The sequence below is a fragment of the Polaribacter pacificus genome, from assembly GCF_038024035.1.
In the GTDB taxonomy this organism is placed as follows: Bacteria; Bacteroidota; Bacteroidia; order Flavobacteriales; family Flavobacteriaceae; genus Polaribacter; species Polaribacter pacificus.
The window spans coordinates 2107810-2123489 of the sequence record NZ_CP150664.1 but is presented as its reverse complement, the minus strand read 5'-3'; the positions used below and the strand labels follow the sequence as shown (position 1 = coordinate 2123489).

Here is a 15680-nt window from a genome sequence, read left to right as displayed (position 1 = left end):
TTAAAAATTGAGAAACCACCACTGCTTTTAAAAATATTTACAAAATCTAGCGACTTTGTCTAGCAATAAGTCTTTAAAAAAAGAGCCAAAACCCTCAATTAAGATTTGTATTTTTGCAGTTCAATGCAAAGAACAGAGAAACACTTTAAACTAAAAAACAGTAAAGTCTTTAAGCAACAGCTTTTGGAGTGGGCTCAACAATTTGAAACCATTTCTTGGTTAGACTCTAATCAGTATACACAGCAGCATTCATCTTTTGATACCGTTTTAGCTGCAGAAGAATTTACTTCAATTAAAACTGATTTTAGTGCTGCTTTTGAAAAGCTAAATGAGTTTCAAAGTCTCACAAGAGATTATTTGTTTGGCTACCTCAGCTATGATTTAAAAAATGATGTGGAAACTCTAGAATCAAACAATTATGATGGTTTGGATTTTGCTGATTTGTTTTTTTACCAACCTCAACGCATTGTTTTTATCAAAGACAATTTGGTGACATTTAAGTACCTTAAATTTATCGAGGATGAGATTGAACAAGATTTTGAATCGATCAAAAATTTTAAAATTGCCAAAAAAGCAAGTTCAAAAAGCAGTAAAACCAACCCTATAAAATTGAGAATTCACAAAGATGATTATTATCAAAAAGTGAATACTATTTTACAGCACATCCATCGAGGAGATATCTATGAGGCTAATTTTTGTCAAGAGTTTTACTCAGAAAATGCACAGATAGACCCATTGGAAGTCTACCAACATTTAAATGCTATCTCAGAGCCTCCTTTTGCCACATTTTTTAAAATGGATGAGCAGTTTATCTTATCAGCTTCTCCAGAACGCTATTTAAAAAAAGATGGTACTACAGTAATTTCGCAACCCATTAAGGGGACAGCTAAAAGATTGAGAAGCAAAATAGATGATGATCAAATTGCTTTAGATTTGGCTAGAGATGAAAAAGAGCGCTCAGAAAATATCATGATTGTTGATTTGGTTAGAAATGACCTCTCTAAAACAGCTATAAAAGGCAGTGTAAAAGTGACCGAGTTGTGTAAAGTGTATAGTTTTAAGCAGGTTCATCAACTCATCTCAACCATCAGCTCTGAAGTTCCTGAAACCCTAAACCCTGTTCAGTTACTTAAAGATACGTTTCCGATGGGAAGCATGACAGGCGCACCAAAAGTTTCTGCCATGAAAATTATTGAAACACTAGAAGAAACCAAACGAGGGGTGTATTCTGGAGCCGTCGGATACTTTACTCCTGAAGGCGATTTTGATTTTAATGTGATTATTAGAAGCATTTTATACAATCGTGAAAACAAATACCTTTCTTTTTCTGTCGGAGGAGCAATTACGGCAAAATCCACTCCAGAAAAAGAATATGAAGAATGCTTACTAAAAGCCAAAGCAATGAAATATGTTCTTAAAAACGCAGTACAATAATGATCCCAGAACTAGAAAACAAATTAGAACTTCTTTGTGAACGTCTTGAAAAGCCCTACCAGGTGCAGGAATTATTTCATACTTTTATAAAGTCATACCCAGAAGATTGGAAACAACATAAAATTAATTACTCTAAATTTAACAGGAGCAAACAATTTGGCAGGACCATTCCTTTGCCAAAACCAGAGCAATCTTTAAAAAAGACTATCCAAGTTTGGTTATTAAAAAATAAGAAAAACGCACACTAATGCATACTGTAAAAGCACTTTTTTGGTTATTCTGTCTTTTGTGCAGCTCCCTAAGTGCTCAGAAATTACACCATGGAAATCCTTCAGAAGTTGGGATGGACTCTCTGTACATACACACAAAAGTAGATTCAATCCTAAATGATGCAATTGTAAAACAAGCCTTTCCTGGAGCTCAGGTTTTGGTGGCTAAAAATCATAAAATTATTTTTCACAAAGCCTATGGGTTTCACTCATACGACAGCCTTGTAAAAGTAAGTCTTAACGATGTCTATGACCTTGCCTCAGTAACAAAAATCCTAGGGCCTTTGCCCGCAATTATGAAATTGTATGATGAAGGAAAAATTGATTTAGACCTTCCTTTTAGCAAGTATTGGAAGCCTTGGAAAGGTCGAAGTGATAAAAAAAACCTTAGTCTTCGTGAAATTTTAGCACATCAAGCTGGTCTTGAACCTTATATTGTTTTTTTAAACGAAGTGCTAAAAAAAGACAAGACTGTTAAACCCCGTTTTATACAAAAAAAAGACAAAAACCGATTTACAAGTCAGGCTTATAAACAACTATTTGTCAAAGATCGTTTTAAAAACAAAATGTACCGACAGATTACGCGATCAAAGGTTTCAGAAGAAAAAAAATACACCTATTCTGGACTGGCTTTTTTGTTGTTTCCCAAACTAATTTCTGACATCACAAATGTTGATTATGCTTTATATCTTCAAGAGCAATTTTACACCCCTTTAGGTGCAAGTTCTTTGGGTTATTTGCCTGAGCATAGAAGCCTATCAAATGCAATTGTACCCACAGAGTATGATTCAGTATTTAGAAAAGAGCTTACTCAAAATTGGGTTCACGATGAAAATGCAGCGTTAATGGGCGGCATCTCTGGCAATGCAGGTTTGTTTGGTTCTGCTATGGACTTGGCAAAAATTATGCAGATGTATGCTAACTATGGCTATTACAATTACAAACAATACATTTCAAAACGCACACTGAAAGAATTTACCAAAGTACAGTATCCAGAAAACGACAATCGAAGAGGCTTAGGTTTTGACAAACCTTTGTTAGGAAATGATACTTTAGATATTACTCAGTCTTATCCTGCTCCAGAAGTAAGTCAAGAAAGCTTTGGTCATGGTGGATTTACAGGTACCTTTGTTTGGGCAGACCCAAAAAATGATCTCGTATTTATCTTTTTATCAAACAGAGTTTACCCGTCTAGAACACATCGAAACATTTATGAGCTAAATATTAGGCCTAAAGTACAGCAGGTTTTTTATCAAGCAATTAAAGAAATGAAAATAAACAAGTAGCTTTACAAAACAAACAATTGATTTTATGAAGCATCACGAATTTAACTTTACACTTTACAAGGAGTTGTTTTATGGCCAATATTGGCAATCAACAAATACCAAGGCTGTGGTAATTTTGGTTCATGGAATGGGAGAACACTCTAGTAGGTATGCAGAATTTGTCGTTCCAAGTCTAATCCAAAATGGGTTTTCGGTCGTTGCATTTGATCAATTTGGACATGGAAAAACTTCTGGAAAACGTGGCCACTGCCCTAGTTTTGAGGCTGTCTTAGAGAGTCTTGACCAGGTAATAGATAAAGCTAAGACTGTGTTTTCTGACTTGCCTTTGTTTTTGTACGGCCACTCTATGGGAGGAAATGTAGTTCTTAATTATGCGCTAAGAAAAGACAACAATCTAACTGGAATTATTGCTTCTAGTCCTTTCTTAAGATTGGCTTTTCAACCACCAAAATGGAAATTAACTTTAGGAAAATACCTGCAAAAAATTGCTCCTTCTTTAACGCTAAATAATGAGCTAGACCCTAAAGATATCTCTAGAGACCCAATAGAAGTTCAGAAATACATCAATGATCCTTTGGTTCACGATCGGATTAGCCCAAATTACTCATTAACTTTCATTGATACAGGAGCTTGGGCAATTGAAAATGCGCCTAATTTAAAAACGCCTACTTTAATTGTTCATGGAACCGGAGATCATATAATTGATTATCATGGCTCTGAAGAATTTGCTAGTAAAACCAAACTAGCAACTTTTAAAAGCTACCCAAATGGAGCTCATGAACTACATAATGATTTGTGTAAAGAAACACTATTAAAAGATATTACTCACTGGATAGATAACATGTTAACCCTTAAAAATGCTTAAAAAAGTAGAGACACATATTTCTCAAGAGCTTCCATTTTTAAAGAAGGCTTCATTGCTTATCGCTGTTTCAGGAGGAGTGGACAGTGTTGTTTTAACCCAAGTTTTACATCAACTAGATTACACCATTTCCATTGCACATTGCAATTTTAATTTACGAGGTATAGAAAGTGATTTGGATGAAACCTTTGTTTTAGAGCTAGGAAGTGCATTAAAAATTCAGACTCATCTTAAATCATTTGACACAGCTAAGATTGCAAAAAAGAACAGCAGTTCTATTCAGGTTACTGCCAGAGAATTGCGGTATGAATGGTTTCAAGAGCTGTTGCAAAACCATCAGTATGACTATGTTTTAACGGGACATCATTTAGATGATAATTTAGAGACTTTTCTTATTAATTTAAGCAGAGGAACTGGCCTGGAGGGACTTCTTGGAATCCCTACTGTAAATGATCATATCGCAAGACCTTTACTCCCATTTTCTAGAGCAGAAATAGAACAGTTTGCAATCTCAACAAAATTAAATTGGAGAGAAGATCAAAGCAATGCATCTACAAAATACCTTCGCAATAAAATCAGGCATCAAATTGTTCCCGTTTTAAAAGAACTAAACCCTAGCTTATTAGATTCCTTTCAGAAGACTACAACCTTTTTAAAACAAAGCCAAGATTTTATTGATGAAACCATCCAATCAATAAAACAACAAACTTGGACAGAAGAGCCAAATGGACTGATCAAAATAGACATAGAAAAACTTCAAAAAAGCAAAAACCCTAAAACTATTTTGTATCAGCTTTTAAAAGACTATCATTTTACAGCCTGGGAAGATGTCTATCATTTACTAGAGGCACAAACTGGAAAAATGGTCTTTTCAAAAACTCATCAATTGCTTAAAGACAGAGGTTTTTTACTTTTATCAGAAAAAAAAACCAGCAACTCTATTGAAGAAACTTTTTTTATTGAGAAAGATACTGCCAAAATTGAACAGCCCATTTCATTAAGTTTTACAGAAGTTTCAGAAACGGGTTCAAAAGAGAAAACACAAATTTATGTAGATCAAAAACTCATAAAATACCCATTGTGTCTGAGAAAATGGAAAAATGGAGATGTTTTTTACCCCTCTGGAATGAAAGGCAAAAAAAAACTTAGCAACTATTTTAAAGATGAAAAATACTCATTAATTGACAAAGAAAATACCTGGTTATTGTGTTCAGAAAATGAAATCGTTTGGGTTGTGGGTAAAAGACAGGATCGCAGATTTATGGTCAATAATAAAACGGCTAAAACGCTCTTAATTTCGCAATAATTTTATTAAAAAATTATCTTACACCTATTTATTTATATAAAAAAATATCATTTCTAATGGTTTTTTGTACATTTAGAGCCTAAATAATTCAAACAACAACAATATTATGAAAAAATTATGGTTATTTATCGCTGCTATCGCGATAGTATCATGTAAGAATGAACCTGTAGATTATGCACTAATCTCTGGACAAATTACAAATGCTACAACCAATGAGGTAACTCTTTATGGGACTACAGACAGAAGTTTTAAACAAGTAATTACTTTAGCAGAAGACGGAAGCTTTAACGATACGTTAAAAATTAAAGCGGGTGACTTTATGCTAGTACAAGAAAGAAACGTAACTCCATTAAATCTTAATACTGGGAATAACATTTCTGTTAACTACGATGCTAACGATTTAAAAAATTCTCTTAAGATTACAGGTGAAGGTTCAGCTATTAGCAATTATCTGGTTGCTAAATCAGCAAAAGGAGCTGAATTAATGGGTGCCGGAACTGAGGTTTACACCAAAGAAGAAGCTGACTATAAAGCTACAATGATGGCTATAAAAAATGCACAAGAAGACTTATTAATGAGTTCTGATGGCATTTCTGATGAATATAAGGCTTTAGAAAAAAGAAACTTGCATTATTCTTATTTAGAAAAATTAAACATGTACGGAGTGTACCATGCTTATTATGCTAAAAAAGAAGGTTTTAAACCAAGTGATGATTTCTTAAAAGAATTGGATGCTCTAGATTATAACAATGAAGCAGATTTTAATTTTTCTACCGCTTATAAAGGTTTAGTAAATGCGTACTACAACAACAAGGCTAAAGAAATCGCTGACGGAAATGAAGACACTGAAACTAGTATTGTAATGTTAGATGTTATAAAAGACATTAAAGCTGATGCAATTAGAAATACGCTAGCCTATGATGCTGTAAGTTTTAATATGACGTATTCTGATAGAGTTGAAGAATATTACAAAGGCTTTATGGCTGTATCTACAGATACTAAAAACAATGAACAGATTACAGAAATGTATGATGTCTTAAAAGAACTAGTTAAAGGGAGTCCATCTCCTAAATTTGTAGATTATGAAAACTACGCAGGAGGAACTACTTCTTTAGATGATTTAAAAGGTAAATATGTTTATATAGATGTATGGGCTACATGGTGTGGACCTTGTTTGGCTGAGATTCCTTCTTTAAAGAAAGTAGAAAAACAATATCACGGTAAAAACATTCAATTTTTAAGTGTTTCTATTGATGACGTTAAAGATCATGGAAAATGGAAAGACATGATTAAAGAAAAAGAACTAGGAGGCGTACAAGTTTTTGCAGATAACAATTGGAACTCTGCCTTTGTTGAAGGGTATTTAATCAAAGGAATTCCTAAGTTTATTTTGTTAGACCCTCAAGGAAATATTGTAACAGCAAATGCTCCTAGACCTTCTGATGAAAAATTAGTTGAATTATTCAACGAATTAAAAATATAAGTTTTTATATTTTAATAAAATAAAAAAGTCTCCATTATACTAATGGAGGTTTTTTTTTAAAAAAAAATTATTTTTTTTAAAACACAAAACAAATGAAAAAAATAGTATTAGCATTTATACTCCTCATCTCTGGATGGACAACAAATGCTCAAATTCAAGAGCCTGTTACATGGGACTCATCAATTAAAAAAATTAATGAACTAGAATACGATATTATTCTAACAGCAACCATAGAAAAGGAGTGGCATTTGTATTCTCAGTATTCCGCAGTTGGTGGAGCACTTGCTATGGTAATCTCTAAAGATGAGGCTGACAAAAATTTTGAGCTAGTGGGCAAGGCCATTGAAAGTGATACCATAAAAAAATTCAATGATATTTTTGGAGTAACCGAAACGTTTTTTAATGACAAAGCGGTATTAAAACAGCGAATTAAATTGGCTAACCCAGATGTGAGTATGGTTAGTATTAATTTGTTTGGTCAAGTGTGTAAACAGGTTTGTATTCAGCTTGATGAAGATTTTTCTTTTAAACTAAACTCAAACAACACAACCGCTCAAGCAAAGACCAAAAACAATAAAACGAACTCTGACTCATCAAACAATAGTCTGTTGAGTATTTTTATTATTGCTTTCTTTTCTGGCTTTGCAGCCTTGCTTACACCTTGTGTATTCCCGATGATTCCAATGACGGTGAGCTTCTTTACCAAGCAAAGTAAAACCAAGGCTAAAGGAATAAGAAATGCTATAATTTACGGCTTATCAATCATCGTAATTTACGTGTTGCTAGGAACCTTAGTAAGTTTGGTTTTTGGCGCAGATGCACTAAACGCACTTTCAACGAATGTTTGGTTTAATCTAATTTTCTTTTTGCTATTAATTGTTTTCGCAGTCTCTTTTTTAGGAGCTTTCGAAATAGTATTACCGAGTTCTTGGGGAACCAAAGTTGATGCACAAGCTGATAGAGGTGGCTTAATTGGTATTTTCTTTATGGCCCTAGCCTTGGCAATTGTATCTTTTTCTTGTACAGGACCTATTGTTGGCACCTTATTAGTAGAAGCAGCAGCTGGCGGAAGTCAGATTGGTCCTATTGTAGGTATGTTAGGATTTTCTTTAGCTATAGCAATTCCTTTTGCCTTATTTGCTGCCTTCCCAGGCTGGTTAAATTCATTGCCAAAATCTGGAGGTTGGCTAAATACCGTAAAGGTTGTTTTAGGGTTTTTAGAATTGGCATTAGCATTTAAATTCTTATCACAGGCAGACATGGTTTTACAATTGCATCTTTTAGAGCGTGAAGTATTTATTGCCATTTGGATTACCATTTTTGGAGCTTTGGCCTTCTATTTATTTGGTAAAATTAAATTACCTCACGATTCACCTTTAGAACATATTTCTGTCGGAAGATTGAGTTTAGGTTTAATTGTTATGTCATTTACTGTTTACATGATTCCTGGATTATGGGGCGCACCTTTAAATTTAATTAGCGCTTTTCCACCACCACAACATTATAGTGAATCTCCATATGGAGTAGGCTTTTCTAAAATCGGAAGCGGAGGAAACATATCAGATTCTGGAATTCCAGATGGAGCTCATTTAATGGCTCCTCATGATATCCTCGCTTTTAATGATTACGACAAAGGATTGGCCTACGCAAAAAAAGTAGGAAAACCTGTACTATTAGATTTCACAGGGTATGCCTGTGTAAACTGTAGAAAAATGGAACAAAACGTATGGGCTAAACCAAAGGTATTGAGTGTCTTAAAAGGTGATGTTGTCTTGATTTCTTTGTATGTTGATGACAAAAGAAAACTAAAAGACAATGAAATAGTTGAATCAAAATTAAAGCCAGGTAAAATGCTAAAAACCATTGGTAAAAAATGGAGTGAATTGCAAGCAATTAAATACAATACCAATGCACAGCCTTTTTATGTTTTGATGGATCACAATGAAAAAAACTTAAATAATCCTGTTGCATATACACCAGATGTAGAAGAATATTACAACTGGCTAAAAGACGGAATCAATAAATTTAAATAATAGCCTTTCTATAGAGAAGCTAAAAATAGGCCAAAAGGGTTCACGATAAAATTGTTACTTTTATAAAAAAAAGAAACAAATGACTAAAAAATCGTTAAGCCTTTTGGCTTTTATATGCAGTATTATTACACTAACTGCACAGAAAAGAACCATCCCCGCAGACACCACCGTGGTCACCACACACACTACAACCATTAACGGTGCAAAAATTAATTATACCGCAACAACAGGAACCCAACCCGTTTGGGATGAAGATGGGCTGCCCAAAGCAACCCTATTTTACACTTACTACAAAAGAACCAATACTTCAGATAAAAACAGGCCGTTGCTTTTGTCTTTTAACGGAGGACCAGGTTCTGCATCTGTCTGGATGCACTTGGCCTATACGGGGCCTTCTATTTTAAATATTGATGATGAAGGATATCCTGTTCAGCCTTATGGCTACCAATCAAACCCATATTCGATCTTAGATGTAGCTGACATTGTTTTTATCAACCCTGTAAACACAGGCTATTCTAGAATTGTAGAACGCGAAGGTAAAAAAGTAAACAGAGCAGATTTTTTTGGCGTGAATGCTGATATTAAGTATTTAGCAGAATGGCTCAATACTTTTGTTACCAGAAATAATCTTTGGTCTTCTCCTAAATATCTAATTGGAGAAAGTTACGGAGGAACAAGAGTTTCTGGTCTTGCCTTAGAATTGCAAAATAGTCAATGGATGTATTTAAACGGTGTTATTTTAGTTTCACCAGCGGATTATAATGCTAAAAATTCTGACCAAGCAGTTTCTTCATCTATTGATTTTCCATATTTTACTGCTGCTGCTTGGTATCATAAAATGCTAGATCCAGCACTACAAAATAAAGATTTAGATGCCATTCTGCCCGAGTCAGAGAATTTTGCTATTAATGTTTTAATGCCTGCGTTGGCAAAAGGTGGTTTTATCAACCAGCAAGAAAAAGAACGCATTGCAGAAAAAATGGCCTACTATACAGGCATCTCTAAGAAGGTGATATTACAACACAATTTAGAAATTCCGAATAGCTTTTTTTGGAAAGAATTGCTTAGAAACAAAACAGGACAAACTATTGGAAGGTTAGATTCTAGGTATTTAGGAATTGACAAGAAAGAAGCAGGTGTGTCTCCAGAGTACAACGCTGAATTAACCTCTTGGCTGCATTCTTTTACACCAGCAATCAATAAGTATATTCAGGAGTTTTTAAACTTTAAAACCGATATTAAATACAATATGTTTGGCCCTGTTCATCCTTGGAACTGGGACAACAACACAACAAGAGATGACCTGAGAAAAGCCATGACCGCAAACCCATATCTAAACCTTTTATTTCAGGCGGGTTATTACGATGGAGCCACCACTTATTTTAACACCAAATATACTATGTGGCAAATAGACCCAAGTGGTAAACTAAAAGATAGAATGAATTTTAAAGGGTATAGAAGTGGCCATATGATGTATTTAAGAAGAGCCGATTTAAAAACAGCTAATGATGATATTCGCACCTTTATTAAGAAAAGCGCTGCCAATGGAAAAGCTGCAAAATATTAATACACAACTTCTAAAATAAAAAAGGCTGGTATAATTACCAGCCTTTTTTTTATGTGTGTATTTTAATGCATTCGAACAGATCTAATCTGTCTACCTCCTCTTTGATTGCTTTTTCCTTTGTTACCGTTTAAGGTATAGGTTAAACTAACCATATAGTATGTTCCTAAAACTTCTTTAGTAGTTTCTTGGAAATAGTTATCAGAACTACTTCTGTCAAAACCTACGTTTTTGTTTAGCATGTCTAAAGCTGTAAGCATTAAACTTAAGTTTTTAGACTTTAAGAATGCGTAAGATAAAGAAGCATTCCAAATTGGCACAGCTTGTTCAGTTCCAAAACTGCTATCTGTATAGATATCGTATTTAAACTGAGTTGAGAAGTTAAATGTCTTTGTAATATTCCAGTCAGACTTTACAAAATATGTTTGTTGTAAGTAATCTCTATCAGAAGTTGTTCCTGAGAACGTTGTAAAACTTTTACTAAAAGTTGCACCAGTAGAAAGATCTACATTATCCTTGTCATTATTCTCTAAAGTAAGACCAAAGTTTATGTTTTTAGTGTTTGTCTTATTGTTTACAGAGTTGATAACAGATTGATAGTTACTAACTGATCCTCCTAAAGAAACATTATATCGCATTCCGACAGATTTCATACGTTTCCCCATGTTAAGAGATGCACTTACATTGTCTCTAGTACCTAAGTTTACATAACTACTTGTTCTTACACGAGTAGATACATCTGTGTTTTGAGTATTAACAATTGCATTATTAGTATAGCTATAGTTAAAGTTAGAAAAGATGTTGAATCCAGAAACAAAATCATACATACCATACATTAAAAAAGCGCTGTAGCTATCTTCTGCTGTTAGGTTTTGGTTACCTGTACTAATAAACAATGGATTGTAGTTGTTTACAACTGGAGAAACTTGATTTAAACTAGGCACATTCATTGACTTGTTTAAACGAGCAACGAACCAGCTTCCTTGTTTAGGTCTATATCTTAAATTAATAGAAGGATTTAAACTAGAATAGTTTTTATTAAATTCTGGAGCTCCCTCTAAACCAAAGTTTTGGTTTACATCTTGAAATCTTGCACTAAAAGTCAAGTTTAATTTATCATTGTTATACTTATAATCTAAATTCCCAGAAACAGTTTTTCTGTTTTCAAACAAATCTGCCATAAACGTAGAGCTCAAGTTGTTTGATCCATTTAAGGTTTGATTTTGATCAGTATACTCATTGTTATTTTTAAAATCTGCACCTACACCAACTTCTATGAAATTTCTGTCATTGATTATTGGCTCTGTATATTTAACTTCTAAACCAAAATCATTATTAGTCTCTTCTTGTTTCTGAGTACTAACAACCAACTCATCCACTCTTGTTGCATCTGTATAGTCCTTATCATTTCTGTTAGCACTTGTACTATTGCTTTTAGAGAAAGACATATCTAATTCTACTTCAATATTTCGAGTACTTTTTTCGCTAAATCTTGTAATATAATCAACGCTTAAACTTCCGTTTGTACTGTTGTTGTTACTTGTAGATACTCCGTTATTCTCTAAATCTTTTACTTTATTACCGTCAAAACCTACAAATGAATTTACGCTGCTTCCTTCAGTTTCACTTGTATTAACTCTACCACGCATATTAATGGTTCTTAAAGCACTTGATCTATCAATAAAGCTAAAGTTTGCCTTGTGATTGTTAGTAGTACTTACAGAATTACTTTCTGTTTCTGAATACAAAGTTTGATTTCCAACAAATTCTGTTTTCTTAGTCGAAACTTTACCAGACTCAGAATTTGAGTAGTTGTAAAAATAATCAGCGTTTAGGTTTTGCTTTGGTTTTAATTCATAACCTAAGTTAAGCCCTCCTACTCCAGTTGTAACGAAACCAGAAGAAGTTCCTCCACCTCCACCACGAGAGATTCTATAAGAGCCACCGCCTCCGCCGCCTCCGAAAGACATAATCTGAGAAATATCAGATCCAGAACTGTTGATGTTATTATAACGTGCTATTACAGATGCTTGAACTGTTGGGCTAAAACGATTGTAGTTAATACTAGTTAAAAAACGATCATCTGTACCGTATCCTCCTTGGAATTTACCAAAGTCATTTACTTTACGATCATCTTTTAATTTCAAGTTGATCACTTTAGATCTGCTTGAATCATTAACACCCGTTACTCTTGCTTTATCACTTTTTTCATCAATCAACTCAATACTTTTAATCGCATCAGCAGATAAGTTTTTTAAAGCAATTGTAGGGTCTCCACTAAAAAACTCTTTTCCATCTACATACACCTTTGAGACATCCTCACCTTGAGCTTTTACTTTTCCATCTGCATCTACTTCTACTCCAGGTAATTTTTTAAGCAAGTCTTCTACTGTATCATCAACACGAACTTTAAAAGCTTTGGTATTAAATGCAGTAGTATCCTTTTTAATAGTAATAGGAATCACAGCTGTAATTTGTATTTCATCTAAAGTATTTGATTTTTCTAAAAGGGTAACTGTTCCTATCTCAATAGGAGCTCCTTTTACATCAAGTACCTTTTGATATGTTGCAAAACCAACCAAGTTGATTTGAAAAATTCTTTTTCCGTCAGTTACCTGCGTTAATTTAAACGCTCCGTTTTTATCGGTAGTTGTATAACTTACCAAAGTTGAATCTGCAGCGTTAATAACAGCAACAGAAACAAATTCTAAAGGAGTCTTATCGCTGTCGATAACTTTCCCTGTGATAGTTTGCGCCCAACCTACCATCGGTGCAGCCAAGGCAAAAAATAATACGATTTGTAAAGTAATTTTTTTGGTCATTCTATTTTAATTTGATTGATTTTTTAAATTAATTGGTCAACTTTCTTGTTTCACAACACTTGCTTAGACATTAAGAAATGTATAAGGTTTAATCACTATTTCTTTTTTTTACTGATTTTAGTATTTCTTTAACATTTAAGCTACCAATATAAATCTTAGATGTTTGATTATTAAAGCGCAAAAGTAAAGATGTCTTCCAATTTTGCTTTGTTTTTAACACTATTTAACAAGGTTTTCATATTTTTTAGTATTTTTAAGAAAAGAAAAAAAATGCTAGTTAAAGTTTATGGCTCTGCCGTTTTCGGTATAGAGGCCACCACCGTCACTGTCGAAGTAAATATCGACAAGGGAGTCGGGTATCATTTGGTTGGGTTACCAGACAATGCTATCCGAGAGAGTTCCTATCGAATTTCTGCAGCCCTAAAGAACAATCAGTTTAAATTTCCTGGTAAAAAAATCACCATTAACATGGCTCCTGCCGATTTGAGGAAAGAAGGAGCTTCTTACGATTTAACATTAGCCATCGGCATCTTGGCCGCTTCAAACCAGATAAAAGCAGATGAGCTTGAGAAGTACCTTATTATGGGGGAACTCTCTTTAGATGGAAGTTTACTACCTATTAGAGGGGCCTTGCCCATTGCCTTAAATGCGCTTGATGATGATTTTCAATATTTAATTGTACCAAAAGCAAATGCAGAAGAGGCAGCCATTGTAAATCAAATAAAAGTACTTGGCGCAGAAACCATCCAAGAAGTCATTGATCATTTCAATTCAAAAACAAAAATTGAACCCACCTTTGTTGATATCAAAGCTATTTTTGAAAAAAAATTAGAATTACCTGAACACGATTTTTCGGATGTAAAAGGACAGGAATCTATTAAGCGCTGTATGGAGATAGCGGCAGCGGGTGGTCATAATATTATCTTAATAGGCCCTCCTGGCTCTGGAAAAACCATGCTCGCAAAGAGATTACCTTCTATTTTACCTCCTATGTCTTTACAAGAAGCCCTAGAAACTACAAAAATTCATTCGGTGGTTGGCAAAACCAAAAACAATGGTTTGCTCTGTCTTCGTCCATTTCGTTCTCCGCATCATACCATTTCTGATGTTGCTCTAGTGGGTGGTGGACAATATCCTCAACCTGGTGAAATTTCACTGTCTCACAACGGTGTTCTATTTTTAGATGAGCTTCCAGAGTTTAAACGGTCTGTCCTAGAGGTAATGCGTCAACCATTAGAAGATAGAGAGGTTACCATTTCTAGAGCGCGGTTTACAGTGACTTATCCTAGTAGTTTTATGTTAGTAGCAAGCATGAATCCGAGTCCATCTGGTTATTTTAATGACCCTAACGCGCCGATGACTTCATCGCCTGCAGAAATGCAACGCTATTTGGGTAAAATTTCTGGACCCTTATTAGATAGGATTGATATTCATATTGAGGTAACGCCTGTTCCTTTTGATAAACTTTCTGAAGAGCGAAGAGGTGAAGGGAGTGTCGCCATTAGAAAACGGGTAACTGCTGGACGAGAAATACAATCAAATCGGTTTAATGAATTTGAAAATGTACACTATAATGCACAGATGAATGTTAAACAGATTCGGAAATTTTGCAAATTATCAGAAGAAAGTACGTCATTATTAAAGAATGCAATGGAGAGGCTAAACCTTTCTGCAAGAGCTTATGATAGAATTTTAAAAGTAGCCCGTACCATTGCTGATTTGGATGCCTCTACCAATATTGAATCTAAGCACATCGCAGAAGCTATTCAATACAGGAGCTTAGACAGAGAGGGCTGGTTGAGTTAGGTTTTTTATAAAAAAACTTACCTTTGATACTATAAACTATGCTAAAGAAACAATATCTAACAAAAGAGTTTCTTATCAAATTTCAATGTACTATTAAAATATAAATTATGGATTTTAAACTTACTCTATGGCAAATGCTAAATTTTGTTTTATACGCACTAATTTTAGTTTGGGTACTTAAATATTTTTTTAAAAAAACTAAACAGCAATAAATAAAAGCAATTGAGACTGAAAATCTATTGACTGCATTCTTATTTAACAGACAACTCCTTTTTCCTAAAGAGTTATTTTTTTAGTTTTGGATTAACCGCAGATACCGTCCAATGTCTAAAAAATTCTAAAATCTTTGCTGTATTGTGTCCATTTCCTTCTTCTAAATAAGCAGAATTTTGGGTATGCAAACGTTTGCCATTTCCATCTAAAACAATAAAAACCGGAAAACCAAAACGCTCTGGGTATCCTAAACTTGCAAAAACAGCCTCGTTCTTATTTTCTTGAGAGTAATTTAAATGATACGAAACATAATTATCATTCATTGCCTTTTTTAAGACAGGATCGGCTTTTACTTTTTTATCAAATAAGATACACCAGCCACACCAGTTTCCTCCGGCCTGAATTAGCACATTTTTGCCTTCTTTTTTTGCCTTCGCAACAGCGTTTGCGATATCTGATTTAGCGTTTGCATTTGGATTGTACAAATCTACCTTCTCTGTTTGAGCACTTAAACTAAGTGTAAACAATCCTATGAATAGGACCATGATTATTTTTTTCATCTGAAATTATTTTTGTTGAATGTTAAAGGTAGCAGAATTTAT

Annotated in this window: 11 protein-coding genes; 9 read left to right on the top strand and 2 right to left on the bottom strand. The window is 34.0% G+C overall.

The annotated features are described in order from the left end of the window. The first annotated feature begins 123 nt into the window (after positions 1-123). From WHC90_RS09615 to WHC90_RS09580, 8 genes are all read left to right on the top strand, one after another. The gene (locus WHC90_RS09615; RefSeq protein ID WP_188598261.1) at positions 124-1434 is read left to right on the top strand and encodes an anthranilate synthase component I family protein; all 1311 of its coding nucleotides are present in this window, start codon (positions 124-126) and stop codon (positions 1432-1434) included. Next, a complete protein-coding gene (locus WHC90_RS09610; protein WP_188598260.1) occupies positions 1434-1682 on the top strand; it encodes a hypothetical protein in 249 nt (82 codons plus the stop codon). Before WHC90_RS09615 ends, WHC90_RS09610 begins: the two co-directional genes overlap by 1 nt. After that, complete coding sequence (locus WHC90_RS09605) at positions 1682-2989, top strand: serine hydrolase domain-containing protein (RefSeq protein ID WP_188598259.1); 1308 nt, start codon at positions 1682-1684, stop codon at positions 2987-2989. Before WHC90_RS09610 ends, WHC90_RS09605 begins: the two co-directional genes overlap by 1 nt. A gap of 25 nt (positions 2990-3014) precedes the next feature. Beyond that, the gene (locus WHC90_RS09600) at positions 3015-3854 is read left to right on the top strand and encodes an alpha/beta hydrolase (protein ID WP_188598258.1); all 840 of its coding nucleotides are present in this window, start codon (positions 3015-3017) and stop codon (positions 3852-3854) included. Continuing rightward, positions 3847-5157 carry a tRNA lysidine(34) synthetase TilS gene (gene tilS, locus WHC90_RS09595; RefSeq protein WP_188598257.1) on the top strand — a complete coding sequence of 437 codons (1311 nt, stop codon included), beginning with the start codon at positions 3847-3849 and terminating at the stop codon, positions 5155-5157. Before WHC90_RS09600 ends, tilS begins: the two co-directional genes overlap by 8 nt. Before the next feature lie 106 nt (positions 5158-5263). Next, complete coding sequence (locus WHC90_RS09590) at positions 5264-6640, top strand: TlpA family protein disulfide reductase (protein WP_188598256.1); 1377 nt, start codon at positions 5264-5266, stop codon at positions 6638-6640. A 92-nt stretch (positions 6641-6732) separates the two neighbouring features. Continuing rightward, a complete protein-coding gene (locus WHC90_RS09585) occupies positions 6733-8673 on the top strand; it encodes a protein-disulfide reductase DsbD family protein (RefSeq protein ID WP_188598255.1) in 1941 nt (646 codons plus the stop codon). 79 nt (positions 8674-8752) lie between these two features. After that, positions 8753-10240: a S10 family peptidase gene (locus WHC90_RS09580; RefSeq protein ID WP_188598254.1), complete on the top strand. Its 1488-nt coding sequence runs from the start codon at positions 8753-8755 to the stop codon at positions 10238-10240. A 62-nt stretch (positions 10241-10302) separates the two neighbouring features. Here the strand turns inward: WHC90_RS09580 and WHC90_RS09575 are convergent, their stop codons facing one another. Further along, positions 10303-13059, bottom strand: coding sequence for an outer membrane beta-barrel protein (locus WHC90_RS09575; protein ID WP_188598253.1), 2757 nt, complete (start codon positions 13057-13059; stop codon positions 10303-10305). A gap of 270 nt (positions 13060-13329) precedes the next feature. On the opposite strand from WHC90_RS09575, the gene WHC90_RS09570 reads away from it, so the two are divergent. Further along, entirely contained in the window at positions 13330-14865 is a 1536-nt protein-coding gene (locus WHC90_RS09570; protein WP_188598252.1) for a YifB family Mg chelatase-like AAA ATPase, read from the top strand. Positions 14866-15149: 284 nt separating this feature from the next. On the opposite strand, the gene WHC90_RS09565 is transcribed toward WHC90_RS09570, so the two are convergent. Further along, on the bottom strand, positions 15150-15638 hold the full coding sequence (locus tag WHC90_RS09565) for a thioredoxin family protein (protein WP_188598251.1): 489 nt from the start codon (positions 15636-15638) through the stop codon (positions 15150-15152). Between the last annotated feature and the right edge of the window lie 42 nt (positions 15639-15680).

Excerpts from the sequence above, each read along its gene's own strand:
- WHC90_RS09615 (WP_188598261.1), top strand. The coding sequence starts at position 124 with ATGCAAAGAACAGAGAAACACTTTAAACTAAAAAACAGTAAAGTCTTT.
- WHC90_RS09610 (WP_188598260.1), top strand. The coding sequence starts at position 1,434 with ATGATCCCAGAACTAGAAAACAAATTAGAACTTCTTTGTGAACGTCTT.
- WHC90_RS09605 (WP_188598259.1), top strand. The coding sequence starts at position 1,682 with ATGCATACTGTAAAAGCACTTTTTTGGTTATTCTGTCTTTTGTGCAGC.
- WHC90_RS09600 (WP_188598258.1), top strand. The coding sequence starts at position 3,015 with ATGAAGCATCACGAATTTAACTTTACACTTTACAAGGAGTTGTTTTAT.
- tilS (WP_188598257.1), top strand. The coding sequence starts at position 3,847 with ATGCTTAAAAAAGTAGAGACACATATTTCTCAAGAGCTTCCATTTTTA.
- WHC90_RS09590 (WP_188598256.1), top strand. The coding sequence starts at position 5,264 with ATGAAAAAATTATGGTTATTTATCGCTGCTATCGCGATAGTATCATGT.
- WHC90_RS09585 (WP_188598255.1), top strand. The coding sequence starts at position 6,733 with ATGAAAAAAATAGTATTAGCATTTATACTCCTCATCTCTGGATGGACA.
- WHC90_RS09580 (WP_188598254.1), top strand. The coding sequence starts at position 8,753 with ATGACTAAAAAATCGTTAAGCCTTTTGGCTTTTATATGCAGTATTATT.
- WHC90_RS09575 (WP_188598253.1), bottom strand. The coding sequence starts at position 13,059 with ATGACCAAAAAAATTACTTTACAAATCGTATTATTTTTTGCCTTGGCT.
- WHC90_RS09570 (WP_188598252.1), top strand. The coding sequence starts at position 13,330 with ATGCTAGTTAAAGTTTATGGCTCTGCCGTTTTCGGTATAGAGGCCACC.
- WHC90_RS09565 (WP_188598251.1), bottom strand. The coding sequence starts at position 15,638 with ATGAAAAAAATAATCATGGTCCTATTCATAGGATTGTTTACACTTAGT.